The organism is Winogradskyella eximia, assembly GCF_003386165.1.
GTDB lineage: Bacteria > Bacteroidota > Bacteroidia > Flavobacteriales > Flavobacteriaceae > Winogradskyella > Winogradskyella eximia.
Genome location: NZ_QRDV01000001.1, coordinates 822,466 through 843,801 on the forward strand (window position 1 = coordinate 822,466; position 21,336 = coordinate 843,801).

Below are 21,336 nucleotides of genomic sequence, written 5' to 3' on the forward strand. Positions count from 1 at the left end.
ATACCAAAAATTCATTTTAATAGCCTTAACCTGAGTTATAAATAAGCATATTTGTCTTATTTATAACTCAGGTTATTTGTTTGATTTTAAATAAATTAATAACTATATGAAGTTTTTTCAATCACTTATTATACTATTAATGTTTCAATTGACATTATTCGTTCAAGGACAGGTAACTTTTGAACCAGACTCAACGTTTAATTATAAAATGACAAAGGAAGGCGACTTAAAAATGAAAGTTTTTAAGCCTTCTGGTCATAGCATTTCAGACAAACGTCCCGTAATCGTATTCTTTTTTGGAGGCGGTTGGGTTGGAGGTCATCCAAGGCAATTCTATCAACAAGCGCGATTTTTTGCTGATAATGGTTATTTAGCAGTTTCGGCAGAATATAGAGTTCGTGGTAAGCATAAAACAACCCCTTTTGAATCTGTAACGGATGGTAAATCTGCCATACGTTGGCTAAGAGCACATGCGGATGCACTAGGAATTGATCCCAATAAAATTATAGCTTCAGGTGGCTCTGCAGGTGGACATGTAGCAGCGTGCACAGGTGTTATAAAAGGTTTTGACGAAGTAGATGAAGATTTAAAAATTAGTTCTATTCCAAATGCCATGATTCTTTTCAACCCAGTCATTGATACAACAGAAAAAGGTTATGGTATAGCGAAAGTAGGAAAAAACAGAAAAACAGAAATTTCACCAAGTCATCATGTTGTAGAAGGCATTCCACTAATATTAATATTCCATGGAACTGCAGACCAAACCGTTCCTTTTGAAAATGTAGAACGGTTTACCAAATTAATGAATGAAGTCGGAAACACATGCGAATTAGTTCCTTTTGAAGGTAAAGGCCATGGCTTTTTTAACGGCTCTTATTTTCGCAAAAGAAAAACGGATGAAATTTTCAATAAAACCATGAATTTATCCCTAGAATTTCTTAAAAAACACAATTTCAAAGTTGTAGAATAAACAATGCTTATATTCAGCAATCATTTGAACGAATAGAGAAAACACCTTATAAGGTAGTGTTCTATCTTTATATTTAATATTATATACCTTAATAATGAACTTATATAGACTAATTAAATCGCCGTTATCGTATTTGTTATTTATGTTTTGCTTCGCGCAGATAATGCAAGGGCAAAATGTCGATTTTAAAGTCGATTACGAGTCCTTTTTATCAAAACATGATATGCTTTGGGATATCGTTCCAGATAAATGGCAAACCGCCCCTTATTCAGGAAATGGCAATGTTGGATTTTTATTGTATCAAAGCCCAGAAGAAAAAGACAATGTGATTTCGTTACATATTGGTCGACATGATTATTACGATCACAGAGAAGCAGAAACAAAAGCTGATGAAATGCTTTGGATAAAACGCAGCAGATTACCACTAGGCCATTTTAAGTTGAAATCTAAAGGAAAGATTACAGGTGTTGACATGCGTTTAGATTTATGGAATGCCGAATTAATAGGCACTATAAAAACGTCTAAAGGAAGTTATAAAATAAAAGGTCTTACCCATAGCGCCAATGATATCATCTATTTTGAAACCGATACAAAAGATGAAGCCATAGAAATTACTTGGCATGCCGAAGAACCTATTCCTCCAGTTTATGAAGTGTTGAAAAGCGGAGGCGGTCCAAAAGGCGGCACTTGGGATAAAATGAGAGCTGTAAATTTAGAAATGGCACCCAAACCAACATTTAGTGAGAAAAATGGTTTCAATTTTTGTTACCAACCATTGTACGACAATAGAGGAGAAACTACTACAGGTTATAAAATAACAGGTAATCCTTCCGGAAAACAACAATTAGTAGCAAGTGTACACCATTGTTATCCAGATCACAATTCATTAGAAATTGTGACTAAAAATTTAGAAACAGCTGAAGTTCTTATTAAGGACGACAACTTTATATCTACCCATCAAAAATGGTGGCATGAGTATTATCCTTTAAGTTTTTTAACCATCAATGATGCAGAAAAAGAATCATTCTATTGGATACAAATGTATAAACTAGGCTCTGCGTCTAGAGGAAACGGACCGATTTTAGATTTAATGGGACCTTGGTATAATAGAACCTTTTGGCCAATGGTTTGGGGAGATTTAAATGTGCAACTCATCTATTGGACACATTTAACCGCAAATAGAATGTCTATTGGAGAATCCTTACCAAATAACATTGATAAATATTCGAAAAACCTTGAAGACAATGTCCCTAAACATTGGAAAAACAGTGCCGCTGTTGCCGCTTTAATGCCTCAAGATCTAATCGCTTTTAATGGTGCAAAAGTACCAGATATGTTAGCTTGGATTTTAAATGATTATTGGTTGCATTGCCAGTTTGAAGGCGATGATATTCGTATGCGAGATAAATTATTTCCTATCTTAAAAAAGACAGTGAATAGTTACCTAAATTATATCAAAGAGAATCCTGTAGACGCCAAAGACGGCAAAATTCATATTAAATACAGTTGGTCACCAGAATACAAACCTGGTCGTGGTCAAGATATTAATTTCACGTTAGCCTTAATTCGTTGGAGTTGCCAAACATTAATCGATATTGATGAAAAGCATCAGATAAATGATCCTCTTAAAAAAGAATGGAGACACTTATTAGATAATTTAGTGGATTTTCAAATTGATGACAATGGTCTTATGGTAGGAAAAGATAGACCTTTTGCCAATCCACATAGACATTATTCGCATCTACTCGCTTTTTATCCTTTAATGGTGATTACACCTGAAAAAGAAGAAGACAAAAAACTACTACGCACGTCTTTAGACCATTGGTTAGATGTTACGTTTAATAGTGGCAAAAAAATTAAAGCCATGCCAGTAACGGGTTACACGGCAACTGGAGCGTCTTCCATGTATGCTAATTTAGGCGATGCCGAAAAAGCCTATTATTATCTCGATTTCTTAATTAAGCATAAAAATATTTCATCAACTACCATGTATTCCGAAGGAAAAATTAATCCAGTTATTGAAAGTCCGTTGTCTTTTGCAACAAGCGTACACGATATGATGTTGCAAAGTTGGGGCGGAAAAATTCGTGTGTTTCCTGCGAGTCCTAAAAAATGGAAAGACGTTGCTTTTCATGATTTAAGAACACAAGGTGCTTTTTTAGTGAGTGCTAAAAAAATAGATGGAAACACAGAATTTGTATCTGTAAAAAGTTTAAAAGGCAATGCATGTATTGTTCAAGTTGATTTTGAAAACCCTCAATTTTATATCAATGGAAAATCTATTTCTGTAAAAAAGTTAGACGATGGTTCTTATAACATCAATTTAAAGAAAGATGAGTCGGTTATTATTACGTCAAAGTCTTTAAAGAAAACAGATTTAAGCATAAAAGAATTACCAAAATCGGAAGCAGAGCAAAATCTATTCGGTTATGGAGAGAAAACAAAACGTCTACCAGGTCATGACTATTACAGTTCTTATTAAAAAAACATATGAAAATATTATTCTACTGCCTATTTATACTTGCTTCTTTTGCATCATGCACTGCACAAAAGCAATCAAAGAAACCGAATATCATTTTCGTGTTTTCGGATGATCAAAGGTTCAATTCTTTAAGTATGACGGGTGATCCTGTAACTGAAACACCGCATATAGATCAGTTGGCTAAAGAGGGTGTCTTTTTTAACAACGCTTATATTACTAGTCCTATTTGCGGACCAAGTAGAGCGAACATCTTTACAGCACAATGGGAACGCAGAAACAAAATTGGCTTCACTAATGTTTCTAAGCATGTAATTTCCGAAGAAACCTTCCAAAACAGTTGGCAAGCACAATTAAGAAAAGCAGGATATTCTACTGCTTTTATTGGAAAACATCACACTAAAATTGGAGACAAAAAGGATACACCTTTGGTCGAAAATACCGATTTTAGTTATTATGGTAATGGGCATTTAGGCTTTTATCCAGCCAAAAAGCACAAGCAGTTTGATAATCTAAAAAACAAAACTCAGGTTGAAGGTTTATTAGAAGCGACAAAAGCTTATTTATCACAAGGTGATGACTACAAGTACTTCTATGAAAATGCGGATGAATCTATTAAAAATCAACTTAAGAAAAGAGATCCTAGCAAGCCTTTTTCAGCATGGATTAATTTTAATCTTCCGCATGCCTCTAGCATTGGAGGTATGGGTTCTAAGCCAGAAGATCCAGACTATTACAAAACAAAATATGACGATGTAAAACATAACATCGAGTTACCTGATGGCTATCCGCAAGCTATTACTTTGCCTGAGGATGTGTACGCGACATCAGATTTGATGAAATATTATGTCACGTCTAATAAAGGAAAATTATTAAATGAAAAACTAAAAATGGATCGTGCAGTGTATGCCATCGATCTCATGCTAGGAGATCTACGTGCCTATTTAAAAGAAATTGGCGAAGCAGACAATACCATTATCGTCTTTTGTTCTGACAACGGATTGTTTTTAGGTGAACACGGCTTAGGAGGTAAAACTATTTTATATGATGAATCTGTACATGTACCAATGATTGTGTATTCGCCATTTTTCAAGGATAAAACCAAAGGTAAAGTTGTTGATGAATTGGTAGTCGGACAAGATATTCCTGCCACTATTTTAGAAATGTGCGGAGTAAAAGTACCAGAATCCTATCAAGGAAAAAGTATGCTACCACTAATTGATGGTAAAAATGAAAACTGGAGAGAAGACATCTTTTTAGAAAACTTATTTACAGATCAAGGTTATCCTAGACAAGAAGGAGTACGAAGTAAACAGTTTAAATACATTCGTTCGTTTAGTAAAGCGAACGACCGAAATAAATACATTCCGGAACAAACCATTGAAACGGATGAACAACCGATTTACGAAGAGTTGTTTGACATTATAAACGACCCAAAGGAACAGAATAACTTAGTTGGGAATAAAGATTACATCGACATTTTAAATGCATACAGAGAACGATGTAAAATCTTGGTATCAGAACTTAACTAGTTTAACACTTATATCACAACCCATGAAAAAGCTATTACTATCATTTCCTATCATCATGGGAATCTTGTTTTTGGGAATTCTAATTTCAGAGAACAATGTGAATTCCGTGCATCATTCTTCTAGTAATTCAGAAATAATTCAGAGTAAAGATTCTACTAAATCAAAGCTTAGGATTTACTATATAAGACATGCTGAAGGCGGACACAATGTTAAAAAAGAATGGGGAATATATCCTGAAAGCGAATGGCCTGCTTATGTTGGTGATCATAGTGCTTTTACGCCAAAAGGAATTATGCAACAATCTAGAGTATCTAAAAAATTAATGCGGTTTAATTTCGATTTTGTAGCAACCAGTCCTGCGTGGCGTTGTAAAAATACAGTATTGCCCTATTTAGAAGAATCAAAAATAAAGGCAGAGATTTGGCCAGAACTTGCAGAAATCTATGCCACAAAACTTATTATCGCACCAGATTTACCAGAACATACAGCAACTGATAAAATATTAGGCGCTGGAGACGCTATCACTTTACTTCCGGAAGAAGAACCATATTTTACGTTGCGTAAAGATGGCTTGAATGAATTTAAGAAAATGCGTTTCCCTAGAGATCATTCCGAGAGTGCAAAAGAAAATGCGATGGCGAAGGTAATTATCGATCATGTTTTAGAATTAATTGAGAATCGCAGTACATCTCATAAAACGATACTTTTATCCGGACATGGAAGCAGCGGAGCAGCTATTTTAAGAATGCTAACAAAAAATCCTTTAAATCATTTTCCTCAAATAACAAATACAGGTGTTTGGATGGTAGAACAACAAGATGATGGTACCTTTAAATTAAAGATGTTTAACGATGTTCCTTTTCCAGAATAATAGGGTTTGAAGTTGAACTTAAAATTAAGAATACTTCAGAAAATGAATCAAAACCTATTATTGATAAAATAGTTGTTAAGTTGGTAGACTCAGTTTAAGTACTTAGTGTGTCTGATTTTTTTATTAAAAACTCGAGAAGTCCAAATCAAACCTTCTAAATATTGGATCAGCTAAAGACTATAAACTATGATTTAACATGCTATTTAACGACTAGATCTTACTTATGCATAAAAAGAGCAAGCATTTGATAGAATAAAGAATCGTTTTTTTGCATAAGTATAAGATATTTGTTAAAATATTAATTCTAATTTAAACGTTATGAAAACTATCAAGTATATTTCAGCTATTCTCTTATTGTTTAGCATATCCTGTTCAAATGATCCTGACTATGACCCAGTAGTGATACCAGAATCAAATACATTTGGTATGAATGAATTTGGTACAGTAGATTTCAAAACCGTAGAAGGTATAGAAATAGGTGTAGATACTTCAGTAGAATTAGAAGCTTTTCACGGAGAACCAGAAGAGATAACTGCAGAAGCAGATGGTATAGTAAGATGGCAATATTTATCTGAGGGAATAGGGTTTGGCGTAAACACAACAACAGACATTATAGACAAAGTATATTTATATTCTGACGCATACGAAGATTATACAACGAATTATCCACGTGTCCTTGAGGAAAATTTACAATATGCATTTGGAGTATTAAAAACGAAACATCCTACCCTTAATATTAAAGACGCTGACGGAAATAACTGGCCTTACACAGCGGAGACGCTTATAGAAGCAACTAATGGGGAAGAAAACGGTGTGTATTCTTTCAATTTCGAAAACATTGGAAAGTTCATCTTTATTTCTGACAGTATAGATAATATGGAAGGATTTGTAGTACAAATCATATTAGAATCTGAAACTTATACTGGTGGAGGTGGTATTGATGATGGTAACCCAGCAATATTATTTGATGACGCAGGAGATGATAGTCAAACATTTAATGTAGGAAAAGAAGATGAAGATGATCTTAATCAAGATATCATCACCGTAGGTGGTACTGGTATACTCGTTGAAAACAATAGCTTTATAGGTGTTGGTACTGAAGATGCTAGTGATGATGGTGCCACTGCAGTTTTTACTTTTGATTTAACTACAAATGCAACTACTGCATTTGATGCTACTTTAAATTTAGAGTTAGCAAAAAGAGCAAAAGGTAGCGTTACTGGAACAGTTTCTGTAACAGGTTATCCAGATACACCTTTTTCTTATGCGGCTACTTCAACAGAGAATGGTGGTAGTGCTCCAGCTATCGATTTTGAATTTGCATCAACGATTTCACTTGTTTCAGGCACACCGCTTACTGTGACTATTACATTGGATGAGATGTTAACTGAAGGTAATACAACAAACCCAATTTTTAGGTTAGCGAAAGTAACTATAGAGAAAGATGGTAATACTAATACGCCTACACAAAACACTTGGCTCGATGTAGACAATTCAATTACGAATATACAATTATCAACGACTTGTACTGACTGTTCTGTAACAACAGTAGCAAACCCTGATGCTGCGGATGCAGAAGCTACGAATGTAACAAAATGGACTATAGGTTCAACTTCTGGTAGTGGAAATAAAAGCCTTGGTTTTAATTTCAACGAAGGAGAAGGTGTTACACTTGCTGATTATGCTAATTTAATAGTAACCGTACGTCTGTACTGGCCTAGTTTCAATGATATTAGTAATTTTGATAGTAGTGAGCGTATTAGATTCTATTTAAGTGATGGAAATGCTTCACAACAAATACAAGGTAATTTTGTTGAATCTAACGAAGCTGATTGGCATACTATGGTATTTGATTTTACAGGAACACCAGCAGGTGCTGCCCTAACCTCAGATATCATTAGTGGAGAAATTAGATTGATAGGTAATAACTTTACAAATTTAGATAATGGTCTTGAATTTTATATCGATACAATCACTTATGATATAAATTAAGAATCCTTAGAACAATTAGATGACATGACAATAAAAAGTCCTTGGTTAAATTTTTAACTAAGGACTTTTTTATTGGTTTAAAACAAATATCCTCATACGTTACAATTACAAACTTTATAGTATTGTTGAAAAAGACACACTTAAGAATTAAATGATTTCAGGTAACACTATAAAGTATCCGTAAAAGAAAGCTAAGTTCTTTTGGTTAAATACAAATGGTGTTTTAGAGCAAGTATTTGACTATTTTAAGAAACGAGATATCCCTATTCACGATATATCTTTGGTTTAATAATGAAACGTTAACTTATAAATAATGAATAAATCTCTACCAGTTTTCTTTTTTTTTATGTTTTTCGTTCAATTAGCTAATGCACAATTTTTATGGTACGAAAATGAAACAAATACCTATCAAATTGAATTTGAAAGTACAGACTCAGGCACATTTTCTACAGATGTTACAAATCCTGATGATACAGGAATAAATATAAATCCTATTGTTTCAAAATTTGATAGAGAGGAAGGCTTAAGTGCTTTTCTAAAGTTCGATTTGTACCAGCCAGTAACAGATTTTTCAGGATATGCTGTAACATTTAAGGCTTATATAGATATTCCAACAGCATCACTAACACCTAATAACTCAAAAATAAGTGTGCATTTATCTCATCCTACGGTAAGTTCGGAAAGTGAAATAGAGCTCAATTTCACAGTTGGACAAGAATGGGAAACATTCACCTTTAACTTTAACGGTACTTCAATTTCAAATGAAGTTATAAACGCCAATGGTTATCATTTTATTAAAATAGGTTTTGCTAATGGTACAACATCCATTCCTGCAACAACATATTACATCGATTCTATAAGTGGTACAACAGATCAATTTGTAGATGTCGCTTCACAACCAGCGTCATGGCTATCAGGTTCATGGGGAATTACATTTCCAGTTTATGGAGGAGAGCGTTTAGATTCTGAGGTTGCTGGTGGTTATGATTATAGTGCAGGCGCACAAGAAATTGTTGATGAATTACCTGCAACAGGGCATGTAATTACTAACCTCACCAATTTTGCAAAGTCCTATTATTTTACATTAAGAGATAATCCAAATGTTGATATCGCTACAGAAATAGACGAGCTTTTAGTTCCATCTCTAGAAAATGAAGCCATAATTTTTGATGTTCTTCAAAAATTTCAAGATGCAGGAAAGAAAAATATTTTATACATCTCTACTAATTATTTTGATAGACTAGGACCTGACGAATCAGATAATGCAGACTTTAACACAGCACATGCTGCATGGGTAACTTATTATACAAATAACTTTGCAGGAAATGAATACCTTGCTTACAGAGATTTAATTCAGGGATTTATATTAAGAATTAAAGATTATGCCGATGGCTATTGGTTGGATACCACTTCAGAACTTAATGATGATGGACATTTAGAAGATTTTGTTCAAATGATTAGAGATGCGGATCCAAGTGCAATAATGGGAGCACAACCTGAAGGACTATATTTTACAGATGAAAACGGAGTAAACATTAGAGTGGATTCCGATGGTCTTAATGATGATGACGACACAGATTATAAAGTAATAAAGTTTGAAGCAAATTGCACTTACCAAGATTTCACCAAAGGCCATGTTACACCATTAGGTCAAGGAGCGCCTCCTAACTCATGGGCTTATGAAGAATTCACTATACCTGCTATGGTAGACAATCCATGGTCAATGTTTGAGGGAAATACGGTATTAAAACACGCTTGGTTTCCTGTAAGAGAGCGATGGCATGTCTCTTCGCAACCTATCGTATTTGGAATTGAAGATGGGTATCGATTTGCCAAAAAACTTGTAACAGCCAATGCTGGCGTAACTTTTGCAACAACCATAGATGATGTTAATGACAAAGGTTACATGATGCCTGACGAAATGCTTATTATGAAAGCCATCAATGATAGACTTTTATCTATTCCTATAACAGATTGTGTGCCTTATGTAAGACCTGATGGAGCTTTCTTAGTTGGAGAAACACTAAGCACTAATTCAGATGATTTTATTAATAAATCCGATGTTAAATTTTATCCAAATCCTGTAACTGACCGGTTAACAATTACAAGAACAGCAATGGAAGAAAATTACATAACCGTTGTGAATGTTTTAGGAACTAAAGTAATAACCAAGACATGGGATAACGGAACCACAACGACACAATTAGATTTGTCTGCTTTAAATTCAGGTATTTATTTTGTAAAGCTGTCCAATGGTAATAATTATAGCATCACTCGAAAAATAATAGTATCTAAATAGAAAAAGAACTCAAACTACTCATATAAAATAATCGTAAAAGTTTATGAAAAAAATATTTCTATCATTAATCATCTGCACAATTACAGCTAGTAGTTTTGCACAAGACAGACCTAACATCATATTTCTTTTGTCAGATGATCAAACCAATATTGCGACGGGTTGTTATGGGAATGACCAAGTAGTCACACCCAATATGGATACATTAGCAAAAGAAGGTGTTTTGTTTGAAAATCATTATAACACAACCGCTATTTGTATGGCAAGTAGAGCTGTTATTTTAACAGGCATGTACGAATATAAAGCGGGTTGTAATTTTGATCACGGTCCTTTAAGAAAAGAGAAGTTTGCTAAATCTTATCCTGTTTTACTAAGAGAGCAAGGCTATTATACAGGGTTTGCAGGTAAATTTGGCTTGGCTGTTTCTGATGAAGGCAATAGTACAAGACATAACAGTTGGGATGCCTTACCAATAGATGATTTTGATAATTGGGCAGGAGGCTTAGGGCAAACAAGCTACCAAACATCAAAGAACAAGTATATGGCGAAATATGCTGAAAAATATCCGCATAGCACAAGAGCTTATGCTGCTTGGGCTGAAGATTTTGTTATTGAGGCGAAACAAACTGGCAAACCCTTTGCTATGTCTATCAGTTTTAAAGCACCTCATATGCCATTTTCTCCAGACCAATATTTTGATTATGTCTACGAAGGAAAAACCTATAAAAAGCCAGGGAATTATGGTGCAGGAAACGCAACACATATAGCACCTCAAGCAAAAACAGGAAGACAGTATAAAGGCTACACGTTTTGGAGAGATTCTGAAGAAAGCTACCAAGAAACGATTAAAAATTACAATCAATTAATCCATGGTGTTGATTATGCATTAGGAATGATTAGAAAAATGTTAGAAGAACAAGGAGTTGCTGATAATACCATTATCATATTTACAAGTGATAACGGTTATAGTTGTGGTGCACATAATATGGGAGGAAAAGTTCTACCATATGAAGAGGCTTCAAAATCACCTTTAATTATTTATGATCCAAGAACACCTATCAAAGAAAGAGGAGTGAGGCGTGAAGAAATTACGGCAAATATTGATATGGCTCCAACCATTTTAAGATATGCAGGCATCGAACCTCCGGCTAATATGGATGGTGAAGATTTACGTTTGTTGATAGAAAAGCCAAGGAAATTTAAACGTGAAACTGTTGCGCTTACCAATATGTGGGGCAATGACGAAATACAAGCCATGGGAGTGGTGTCTAAAGATTGGAAATATATTTTCTGGAATTATGAAGATGATAACATGGATACAACCGAAGAGCTTTATCATATAGGAAAAGATCGTCTAGAGATGACGAACAAAGTCAACGACCCTTCTGCGGTAAAACAGCTTCAAATAATGCGTTCGATCTACGATGAACAACTCGATAAATTAAAGAAAGAAGCAACCAAGGATAATTTATATCAGAAATACGCCGTGTTATTTGATAGAAATGCAACGGCTGAAGATAAGAAGCCCTATTTAATTGGAAAGCCTGATCAATCACCAAAAAAGGAAAAAAAGAACAAGAAGAACAAAACGAAGAAAAATAAGAACAAAAAAAAGAATAAGAAAAACTAAATTCGTCCATCAAAAAAAAGCCCTATTGAACTAATACGTTCAACATAAACTATTCTAATAATTTTTTACATAAACACAATGTCTAAACTAATTCTATTTTCACTACTTTTTTCTCTTAATTTGCCTGCTACATGTAGCAATAATGGGCCAATTGAGCTAGATAAAGAACGACCTAAAAAACCAAATGTAGTATTAATCTTAACTGACGATTTAGGTTGGCAAGATGTAAAATGTTACGATATTGACGAGCCTTCTCCATTTGAAACTCCAAACATAGACCGATTAGCTAAAGAAGGAGTTTTATTCTGGCAAGCGTATTCTCCAGCAACAACTTGCTCACCTTCTAGAGGTGCTATCTTATCTGGTCAACACCCAGTGCGTTTAGAACGAACTAGCGTAAGAGGTGGTCATCCACCATTACCTTTTAATCACGGATCTACGTTGATTAGTCCTTGGATGAGAGGTGCATTAGATATTTCTAAAGTAACGATTGCCGAATCGCTTAAATCAAATGGCTACAAAACAGGACACTCAGGAAAATGGCATGTTGGTATTGCTGTAACAGACTATCCTGAACCTAAAGATCAAGGATTCGATTTTTCAAAGCATGGTTTTGGTGCTCATAAAAGAATGACCGATCGTACAAAGGGATTTGCAACAACAGATGCTTCAGATCCATTTACTTTAGATGAGGACGGTTTTCCTTTTGATGATATCACTCAAGATGGTATTGATTTTATGGACCAAAATAAAAAAGATCCATTTTTTCTTTACTATTGCTCTCGATTAGTACACACGCCTATTCAGACCCGAAGTGAAGCTTTATTGCGTAAATACTATGAGAAATTAGGTTTAGAGTACCCGAAAAAGAATGATATGTGGGACGAAAAGGGTCAAAAAAATGCCTATTATGCTGCGATGGTAGAAATGATAGATCATTATACTGGTCAACTAATCAAATACCTTGAAGAAACAGAAGATCCAAGATGGCCAGGACATATGTTAATTGAAAATACTTATGTGATTTTTACCTCTGATAATGGAGGTATGGAACAACATACAAAAGAAATTATTACAGACAACTATCCTTTAGACAAAGGAAAGATAAATGCAAAAGAAGGTGGTGTAAGAGTACCACTAATCATAACAGGACCAAATATTGCTGCAAATACAGAATCTAATGTTATGGTAAATGGTGTGGATTTCTACCCTACGATACTAAGTTGGACAAACACTCCAAAAGATGCAAATCAAATATTCGATGGTGCTGATTTATCTACATTACTAGATAAAGACCCAACAGATGCCAAATTAGTTTTAGATCCTGAAACTGGAGAACCAAGAAATACCATGATGTGGCACTTTCCAAACAGCGCCATGCAATCTACATTACGAATTGGAGACTTTAAGCTTGTACGCGAATATACAGCGACTGAAGAAAAGACCGATTTGGCCTTATATCAATTGTATGAAAACGGTTCTAAACGTGTTGATATTGAAGAATCTCAAAATCTAGCCACTAAAATGCCAGAGAAAACAAAAGAGATGGATCGTTTGTTAACAGAACGACTAGAAAAATTAGATGCGAGATATCCTTATTTAAATCCAACTAGTAAATCTGCGTTACCTAATAAATCTAAAGTGCCTACTATTGTTGAGCATGGCATTGATGGAAAAAATGTATGGTTAAAATTTAAGAATAATGGTGCTAAGGTGGTAAAAGCAGAGCTGATATACACTACAAATGGTGGTGTACCTGGCGAAATTTGGTTTCCTGTTCCTATGAATCTTAGAGATGATAATGTTTCTGTAACTTTACCAAAAGGCACAACGCACTATGTTTTTAATTTAATTGATGAAAACAATTATTTAATCGGTTATCCAGATGGAGGCTACCAAAAAACAACTAAAATATTTGCAACTAAAGCCATTGCTGTTAAGTAATTAAAATTTTGTTGAATAAAAAAGCACTAAAGCATATTATGTTTTGGTGCTTTTTTATTTTTTAGCAAGTCTAAGCTATAAATTTTCTTTCAGCAATACACAGAAAACGTTTACATATAAAAAATAGTTGTAGGTTAATCACATTAACTTAGCTTTAAACTAAAAAGGTTGAAATGAGTAAAGTCTTGATTGAAATTAGAAACTCATAACTTATTAGAAGACTTATTTTTACCTAAAATAAATTTACTATGAAAAACACTACATTGCTTTTTTTGTTCAGCTTACTTTTATTTCCAAGAGTATATGGTCAAGTTATAGACAAGCCTAATATTGTTATTTTTTACGTAGATGATTTAGGTTGGCAAGATACTAACCTTAATAACCTAGGTGACCCTGTTCCTTGGGAAACTCCTAAGATGGAAGCTTTAGCTGCTGCTGGAGCTAAGTTTTCGCAAGCCTATTCTCCTGCACCTACTTGTGCTCCATCTAGAGCAGCAATGTTAAGTGGCAGGCACCCTATTAAAACTAAAGTAACTCAAGTATCTGGTGGAGGCTTACCTATATTAAGGAATTCACAAGCTGATCGTAAAATGATAGGTCCTTATTTTCCAAAAAGATTAGATGTTAATGAGTATACTATAGCAGAAGCTTTAAGTGCAAATGGATATCATACAGGCCATGTTGGTAAATGGCATGTAGATGGAGCCAATGGTTTTCCTGTAGCTGTAGACCAAGGTTTTAACACTGAATTTACTAGTAGAGGTGTGCACCAAAATATGGGTGATAGATATGATATTTCAAATTTTGGTGGGAATGATCCAAATTACCCTTTAGATGCTGATGGAATACCATATGATTCTGTTACAGATGAAGCTGTAGCGTATATGGAGAATAGAGTAGCTGCTAATGGTGGATCTGGTGAACCATTTTTCTTATATATGGCTACATGGTTGGTGCATACTCCTATTCAAACTAGAGATCTACCAATGTTACAGGCTATAACACAAACATTAGTTAATTCTGGTCAAATAGATCCAGCTGATGTGGGTCCAAATGGTATACCAACTGAAACGACACCTTTAACTGCGGATGGAGAATATAATCCATTTTATGGAGCTATGGTTCAAACAGTAGATTGGAGTTTAGGTAAGCTAGTAGATTATTTACAAGCAACTAACGATCCTAGACATCCAGGTAAAACGTTATTCGAAACAACATATATTATATTTTCTTCAGATAATGGAGCTTCAGAACAAAATAATGCGGCTAATGGTTTTGAAGTTGTAGCAGATAATTTCCCTTTAGATTTAGGGAAAACAAGCTCTAGAGAAGGTGGTATTCGTGTGCCTATGATAGTAACTGGGCCAGAGATTCCAGTAGCTGAATATAGCAATGTTGTTAATGGTTTAGATTTTTTTCCAACCATTTTATCTTTAACAGGAACAACTATAGCTAGCAATCTTTCTGACGATTTTGATGGTGCAGATTTAAGTGATTTACTAAAAGGAAATAGTACTATAGTAGAACATACAATAAATGGTGTAACAACAGAAAGAACAGATCTTTTTTGGCACTATCCAAATGCTTCTGATGAGAGGTCTAAATCATCTATTAGGAGAGGTAATTACAAAATATATAAAAGGTATGTTGACAATACTTACGAAGCCTATCAATTGTATAATGGAGGAGATAATCTTGTAGATGTAGAGGAAACTATAAATGTTATAACTACGATGGATCAGACATTAAAACAAGATATGATCAATACACTGGAAGCCTATTTAGTAGATAATGATGCAAGATTTCCAGCATGGAACCCTGATTATTCAGAACCTGATGCACCTTTACCTAATCAACTTCTAGTACCTGCAATTAATGCAGTAACTTATGATGAAAATTCAGGTGTAGCAACTGCAATCATAGCCAATAGTTCAGGTGAAGCAGCAATTAGTTATGGTCATTTATTGTATAGAAAAAACGAACCAAATGAAGAATGGTTTGAAGCTGAAGCTGTCGCTATAAACGATAATATAATAACAGCAAACGTGCCTGATGATGCTTCTGGAATTGTGTTTAATTTAAGAGATGAAAATAATTTCTTAGTATTATCTGAAGAACTTGCTATAACTTCTGTAAATCGTATTACGCTTAATGATACAGACCTTGTACAGGCTTTTAATCCGGCTTCAGAGTTTTCTGAACTTATCGGTGGAACAACAATAAACGGTAATGGTAGCTATCTTCAAATGCGAACAGAAGGCGGAGGAGATGGTGCTAAATATATGGTAAGATCTACAACTGGCACATCTGTGGTGTGTAGTAGTATTACATTTGGAATAAGATCACAAGAAAATGATGTTGTTAGTTTTGATGTTACCATTGGTGGTGATACTCAAAGTTTTAATTATACTAGTGCATCAACTACAGCTGATATAGAATTTGACTTTAATACTCCAATAACATTTACAAATGTGAGTCAAGAAATGGAAATTATAACCACAGCACTTACTAATTCTGATGGATCAACACCAAGATTTAGGCTTTATGATCTTACCTTCCATATTGACGAATTCTTAGGAGTTGATGAGGTGGATCTAAACGTTCAAAAACTTTTGTTATATCCTAATCCTGTAAAAGGCACATTTAGTCTTTCAAAGGAAGTAGAATCGGGTGTGTTGTATAACTTACAAGGAGCAAAAACATTCGAATTTAAGAATCAGTATCAAGATATAGATATATCAAGTCTCAAAACAGGCTTATACTTTTTGCAAGTGATTAATACCGATGGTAGTAAAACAACTTTAAAATTAGTTAAGGAATAAGTAACACGTACTACAACTTTTTAGAGCTCTAACTTTTCTGTTTATTTCGGCTACCTAATCGGTATGTATAACTCAAAATGATATAGCGTCCTAAACTTTCTGAAGTGGTCTCTTCAAAATAGTTGGTAGTACTTCGTCTTTCAAAATCTACATTTTTATCCAAAAGGTCTATTAAAACGAGTTTAAGAATATTATTGTTATTGGCAATATTGTATGAAATAGCCATATTCCATATAGGAAGTTTAAGATTAGTGGCAAATTGATTATCTGAAAAAACGAAATAATCAAATTGTGTATTAAAATTCAGTTTTTCTGTAAAATCGTAATCTATAGCCGAATAGTAGTGTTGCTTTTTGTAAATTCGATTAAGATCTTGTTCTATGGAAAATGACGTGTTATTAACGCTGTAATTAGTACCTAGCTTTAAGTCTATAACATTCTTGTTAGCGTTCTCTAATGACAAACCAAATAAGATATCTTTTGAAACCACATCGTTAAGTTGAAGATTAATCAATGAGGTAGAGGAATTGTAGAAATTACTGTTTTTTAAGGCATAGCGTATTCCTATCCCTTTTATTTTTTTACTGAAATTAAAAGAAGCGGTGAGTCGTTGTCGCTCTCCACTATTAATATAACTTCTTGTTCTAACAAATTCATCGTCAATATCAATATTTGGAATGATGGCATCTTTAGAAAACTGATATTTAATTCTGCTCGTAAAGCTTAGTGAAGATTTGTAGTTGTAGATGTTAGCGATTAAAGAAAAATCGTCTATCTTTTCTGTTTTCAGATAGGGATTTCCTTTTCTTATAAAAAATGGATTTAGGTCATTGATAACCGTAGAGCTTTCCGAAGTACGAGGGCTGCGTATTTTTCTGTTATAGACCAATCGGTATTTTACACCATTTTTAGGTTTGTATTGCAACGTAGAAAATGGATTTAAGTAAAACTGATTGCTATTAAAAGGATCTTCAGTAATGACTCCAAAAGACCTATCGAGTTCTTGTAGTTCAATACCAGCATAAATATTCAGTTTTTTAGTACTGTAATTATACGCCAATCGGTTTTGGTAACTGCCCTCTCTGTTATTGTATTTAAATGTTAGGAGTTCTTCGGCATTATCATTAGTTAATGTCGTTTTAAGCTGGTAGATGTCTTCATTTTGATTTAAAACCTTTAAAGACGATTCAAGTTTAAAATAATGATTATGACCTAAAGGTTCTGTGTATTTAAAATTGAAATTGTACAAACCGTTATTAAACGTTTCATCTCTTAGAGCAAAAATCTCTGTATCCGTTGGATTATCACTATCTATATTTCTAGTAATTAAGGTTGTTTGTTCATTATCCTTGGCTTGTTCGCTTATATTGGTTTTAAATCCAACACTAAAACTACGACCTGTTTTAGCTAATTTTTGATAGAAATTAATGTTTAAATTCAATGATTTTTTGGTGTTTTTATTACTGTAATCTTGACTATTAGAAGTTTCTAAATCACCTTCTTCCGTATAATAAAACCCATCTCTCGTTGAGTTTTGCATAATTTCATCTGAATTTAGTCGTCCTTTAATAGTGAGGCTATTAGTGCTATTCGATTTGTTTTTATAGTTAAAATTGAAATTATGATTATTAGACACCTTGTTAAAACGATTATCAGCTTCGTAATCAAAGTTATTAGAATTTGAAAATGAAATTCTTTTAGAAAATGACGTTCCTCGATTATCTGAAAGGTTGTAGAAATAGTCTGCATTAAAAGCTTCTTTCTCTTTAAACTCGTGACTAATATTTATGCCACTGACTCCAGTTTTTAAATAACCACTCAGGCTTTTTGTTTTAGAAGCATTAGTGTTATCATCATCAGACTCGTCTGCAATGCCATTAGCATTTTCTAGAAAGCCTTGTATATTAGATCCTGTGATATTGATATTGTTGTATTTGCCAATAACAGCCAATTGCGTTTTGGGCGAAAATTTGTTGTAGTTGAGGTTACCAAAGTACCGACTGTCTAATCCTATGCCAGCGGACGCTTTTCCGAAACCTTGATTTTTTTTAGACTTTTTCAAAGTGAAATTAATCACAATCTGTTTATTGCCATCATCTACTCCTGTCAATTCTGCTTCATCACTTTTTTTATCTATGATTTCAACTTTTGAAATGGCATCTGCAGATAAATTTTTTAATACAATCGCTGGGTCGCCACCAAAAAACTCTTTCCCATCGACATATATTTTTGTGACTTGGTTACCTTGGGCTATTACTTTTCCATTAGATTCTATCTCTAAACCAGGCAACTTTTTTAAAAGTGTTTCTAGATTATCACTTGAGTTTACTTTAAAAGAATTAGCATTAAAAGCAATCGTATCTTCTTTTATTTGAATAGGTATTACTGCAGATAATGTCACTGCATCTAATTCATAAGCCTCTTCTTTAAGAATAACCTCACCAATATCAATGGGTTTATTAAGGTAGTTGATGCTTTCAAAATGCGTGACATAGCCTAAGTAAGAAAACTGTAATAAAAGAGAGTCCTTAGGCGCGTTAAGAATTACAAATTCACCTTTGGCATCCGTAATGGTGTAGTTAATAAATGTGGAATCCTTTTGTTTTAAAAGTGCTACGGAAACGTATTCAATTGGAGTTTTATTTTCGCTTACAACAATACCTTTAATTGGTGGTGCAGATTGACCAAATAGAATATTAGATAGGAAAAGAAGGACTAATACTAAAATTTTTGATAGATCCATGTACGAGTAAAATAACTTATTTTTTTCATTTATATAAATGAAGAAAAGGTAGCAATTTAAGTTGCTACCTTTCTTTTTTTTACATGATAATGTAAGCGATGATTAAGATTGCGTTACAAAAAAAATGAGGATATAAATCTTTATTCTTTTACAATTCTTAATGTTTTAGAACCTAATTGTGTCTTAATATTTGCAATATAAATACCTGTTGCTAAATCACTAATATCATAATTAGCTTCTTCGCTAAATGTTTTTAATAGTTGACCGGTAATATTATACAACTCTACACTCTCAATAGTTTTATTAGAATCTATTCGAAAACTGTTTTTCGTAGGGTTAGGATAAACTTTAACACTTGTATCTTGTGTTTCAAAATCATCTACACTTAAAGCTACATTTGTAAAGGTAACATTATAGTACCTAAAACTAACGTCACTAGCAAGATCTGTTATAACATTATTAACATCCAATGTTATCGTTGTAGGAACCGATGAAATAGTTACATTTTGAGAAAATGTTAAAGGATTAAATATCTCATAAGCATCAAGATTGGTTGCAGTAGCATCACTAGCTAAAGGAAACGTTTCAGTTGTGCCATCTACAGTAAAATCTACACTACCAGAATTACCAAATCTTTTTCTTACGTGTAATGCAATTGACGCGTTGAAATCTGCTCCAGAGGAAACTACATCAAAACTAATAGTTCCATTAACAACTGTTGCATCACTCCAATTAACATGAGCTCCAGATCCAGCCGTTCCAATAGTTCCACTTGTAAAGCTTTCAGTAAAATTTGTATCTGCTACTCTTGCTCTTGGAGCGGCAGTAGTTGCATCAAGTACATATGCTTGCCCAAATGTTAGAAGTGAAGCAAAAAGTAATACTGCTGTAAAAAGTAATTGTTTTTTCATAATATGTGGTTTAAAATTAGTTAATCAAATTTAGTTATACCAGGAGAATCCACTTTGCTGAGTTCACCCAAAAGCATACTCATATCTTGTAATAGCATTTAGATGTATTTGGAAAACAGTTGTTTGTGGTTTGTTTTGTGGTTGTTCAATGATTTTGAACTTTACAAAAGGAATAGTTAGGTGATACTTAAACCTAGTAATTAAGAGCTTAATAATGGTTAAATAATTATTGATTGGTATGGTGAAAAAGCAAAAAAGTTCCTTAGTAAATTTACTAAGGAACTTTTTATTATCTATTTGCTTTAAAGCAAATTTAAATTAGTCTTTTACAATTTTTATGGTTTGAGAACCTAATTGTGTTTTGATATTTGCAATGTAAATTCCTGCAGATAAATCGCTAATATTATAATTAGCTTCTTCGTTAAATGTTTTTATCAAACGACCAGTAATATTATATAATTCTACACGCTCAATACGCTTATTAGAATGTATTTGAAAACTGTTTGTTACAGGGTTTGGAGAAATGTTAGCTACAGTGTTGTTAGTTGAAACTTCTTCAACACTTAAAGAGCCATTTCTTTCAAGTGTAACATTTTCTAATCTAAAAATTGAAGTAGCCGTATTATCTATATTTAGCATTTCGTTAAGTGTAATAGTAACTGTTAAAGGCGAACCATTTACAAGTGATATAATTGATCCAAATTGAATAGGAGTATCCATTACTGCAGAAACATCAGTTCCGTCAGAACTAAAAGAAAATGGAGTAGCTGTGTATCCAGATACAGAAACAGTTCCACTTACACTACATCCTGGTCTTTTTGCCATATCTAAATCAAGTGTTGCATTTATTGCAGTAGTTGAAGTTGTGCTAATAGTGAAAATCCATGTACCAGTAGCTCCATCGTCAGTAGGAGTATCAGATCTAATACCCATAAAACTATTATTAGATACAGCTACACCTGTACCTCCTGCAGTAAGAATGCCCTCGTCAAGGTCATCTGAACTTTGTTGTCCAACAGTAAAAGATTGAATATCCGTTCCTGTTTCATCAAATGAAATTTCTGTTTGTGCTGAAGCAAACGTTATAGCTCCTAAAAAAGCTAAAGTAAAGAGTAATTGTTTTTTCATAATATGTGGTTTTAAAAT

General features: G+C 33.6%; 12 protein-coding genes. 9 read left to right on the top strand and 3 right to left on the bottom strand.

What is annotated here, in order from left to right; genetic code table 11:
- Nucleotides 1-106: 106 nt before the first annotated feature.
- The 9 genes from DFQ10_RS03445 to DFQ10_RS03485 all read left to right on the top strand — a co-directional run bounded on the left by DFQ10_RS03445 (nt 107) and on the right by DFQ10_RS03485 (nt 16,536).
- Nucleotides 107-970, top strand: a complete 864-nt coding sequence (locus DFQ10_RS03445; protein ID WP_220352407.1) for an alpha/beta hydrolase — start codon at nt 107-109, stop codon at nt 968-970.
- Nucleotides 971-1,133: 163 nt separating this feature from the next.
- Nucleotides 1,134-3,452 (top strand): glycosyl hydrolase family 95 catalytic domain-containing protein, encoded by a 2,319-nt coding sequence (locus DFQ10_RS03450; protein WP_115816013.1) that lies wholly within the window; start codon nt 1,134-1,136, stop codon nt 3,450-3,452.
- 8 nt (nt 3,453-3,460) lie between these two features.
- Complete coding sequence (locus DFQ10_RS03455) at nt 3,461-4,981, top strand: sulfatase-like hydrolase/transferase (RefSeq protein ID WP_115816014.1); 1,521 nt, start codon at nt 3,461-3,463, stop codon at nt 4,979-4,981.
- Between the two features lie 22 nt (nt 4,982-5,003).
- The gene (locus DFQ10_RS03460) at nt 5,004-5,852 is read left to right on the top strand and encodes a histidine phosphatase family protein (RefSeq protein WP_181897565.1); all 849 of its coding nucleotides are present in this window, start codon (nt 5,004-5,006) and stop codon (nt 5,850-5,852) included.
- A 318-nt stretch (nt 5,853-6,170) separates the two neighbouring features.
- Nucleotides 6,171-7,844, top strand: coding sequence for a hypothetical protein (locus DFQ10_RS03465; protein ID WP_115816016.1), 1,674 nt, complete (start codon nt 6,171-6,173; stop codon nt 7,842-7,844).
- A 313-nt stretch (nt 7,845-8,157) separates the two neighbouring features.
- A complete protein-coding gene (locus DFQ10_RS03470) occupies nt 8,158-10,143 on the top strand; it encodes a T9SS type A sorting domain-containing protein (protein ID WP_115816017.1) in 1,986 nt (661 codons plus the stop codon).
- A gap of 43 nt (nt 10,144-10,186) precedes the next feature.
- On the top strand, nt 10,187-11,770 hold the full coding sequence (locus DFQ10_RS03475) for a sulfatase family protein (RefSeq protein ID WP_115816018.1): 1,584 nt from the start codon (nt 10,187-10,189) through the stop codon (nt 11,768-11,770).
- Between the two features lie 78 nt (nt 11,771-11,848).
- Nucleotides 11,849-13,714, top strand: coding sequence for a sulfatase (locus DFQ10_RS03480; protein WP_115816019.1), 1,866 nt, complete (start codon nt 11,849-11,851; stop codon nt 13,712-13,714).
- 248 nt (nt 13,715-13,962) lie between these two features.
- A complete protein-coding gene (locus DFQ10_RS03485) occupies nt 13,963-16,536 on the top strand; it encodes a sulfatase-like hydrolase/transferase (RefSeq protein ID WP_115816020.1) in 2,574 nt (857 codons plus the stop codon).
- A 28-nt stretch (nt 16,537-16,564) separates the two neighbouring features.
- Here the strand turns inward: DFQ10_RS03485 and DFQ10_RS03490 are convergent, their stop codons facing one another.
- From DFQ10_RS03490 to DFQ10_RS03500, 3 genes are all read right to left on the bottom strand, one after another.
- A complete protein-coding gene (locus DFQ10_RS03490) occupies nt 16,565-19,279 on the bottom strand; it encodes an outer membrane beta-barrel protein (RefSeq protein WP_115816021.1) in 2,715 nt (904 codons plus the stop codon).
- A 140-nt stretch (nt 19,280-19,419) separates the two neighbouring features.
- Nucleotides 19,420-20,190 carry a T9SS type A sorting domain-containing protein gene (locus DFQ10_RS03495; RefSeq protein WP_115816022.1) on the bottom strand — a complete coding sequence of 257 codons (771 nt, stop codon included), beginning with the start codon at nt 20,188-20,190 and terminating at the stop codon, nt 19,420-19,422.
- Nucleotides 20,191-20,508: 318 nt separating this feature from the next.
- Nucleotides 20,509-21,318, bottom strand: coding sequence for a T9SS type A sorting domain-containing protein (locus DFQ10_RS03500; RefSeq protein ID WP_115816023.1), 810 nt, complete (start codon nt 21,316-21,318; stop codon nt 20,509-20,511).
- Nucleotides 21,319-21,336 lie beyond the last annotated feature (18 nt).

Bases quoted from the DNA above. Each gene is read 5' to 3' on its own strand.
- DFQ10_RS03475 (WP_115816018.1), top strand. From the start codon at position 10,187: ATGAAAAAAATATTTCTATCATTAATCATCTGCACAATTACAGCTAGT.
- DFQ10_RS03500 (WP_115816023.1), bottom strand. From the start codon at position 21,318: ATGAAAAAACAATTACTCTTTACTTTAGCTTTTTTAGGAGCTATAACG.
- DFQ10_RS03485 (WP_115816020.1), top strand. From the start codon at position 13,963: ATGAAAAACACTACATTGCTTTTTTTGTTCAGCTTACTTTTATTTCCA.
- DFQ10_RS03450 (WP_115816013.1), top strand. From the start codon at position 1,134: ATGCAAGGGCAAAATGTCGATTTTAAAGTCGATTACGAGTCCTTTTTA.
- DFQ10_RS03470 (WP_115816017.1), top strand. From the start codon at position 8,158: ATGAATAAATCTCTACCAGTTTTCTTTTTTTTTATGTTTTTCGTTCAA.
- DFQ10_RS03460 (WP_181897565.1), top strand. From the start codon at position 5,004: ATGAAAAAGCTATTACTATCATTTCCTATCATCATGGGAATCTTGTTT.
- DFQ10_RS03445 (WP_220352407.1), top strand. From the start codon at position 107: ATGAAGTTTTTTCAATCACTTATTATACTATTAATGTTTCAATTGACA.
- DFQ10_RS03455 (WP_115816014.1), top strand. From the start codon at position 3,461: ATGAAAATATTATTCTACTGCCTATTTATACTTGCTTCTTTTGCATCA.
- DFQ10_RS03465 (WP_115816016.1), top strand. From the start codon at position 6,171: ATGAAAACTATCAAGTATATTTCAGCTATTCTCTTATTGTTTAGCATA.
- DFQ10_RS03480 (WP_115816019.1), top strand. From the start codon at position 11,849: ATGTCTAAACTAATTCTATTTTCACTACTTTTTTCTCTTAATTTGCCT.
- DFQ10_RS03495 (WP_115816022.1), bottom strand. From the start codon at position 20,190: ATGAAAAAACAATTACTTTTTACAGCAGTATTACTTTTTGCTTCACTT.
- DFQ10_RS03490 (WP_115816021.1), bottom strand. From the start codon at position 19,279: ATGGATCTATCAAAAATTTTAGTATTAGTCCTTCTTTTCCTATCTAAT.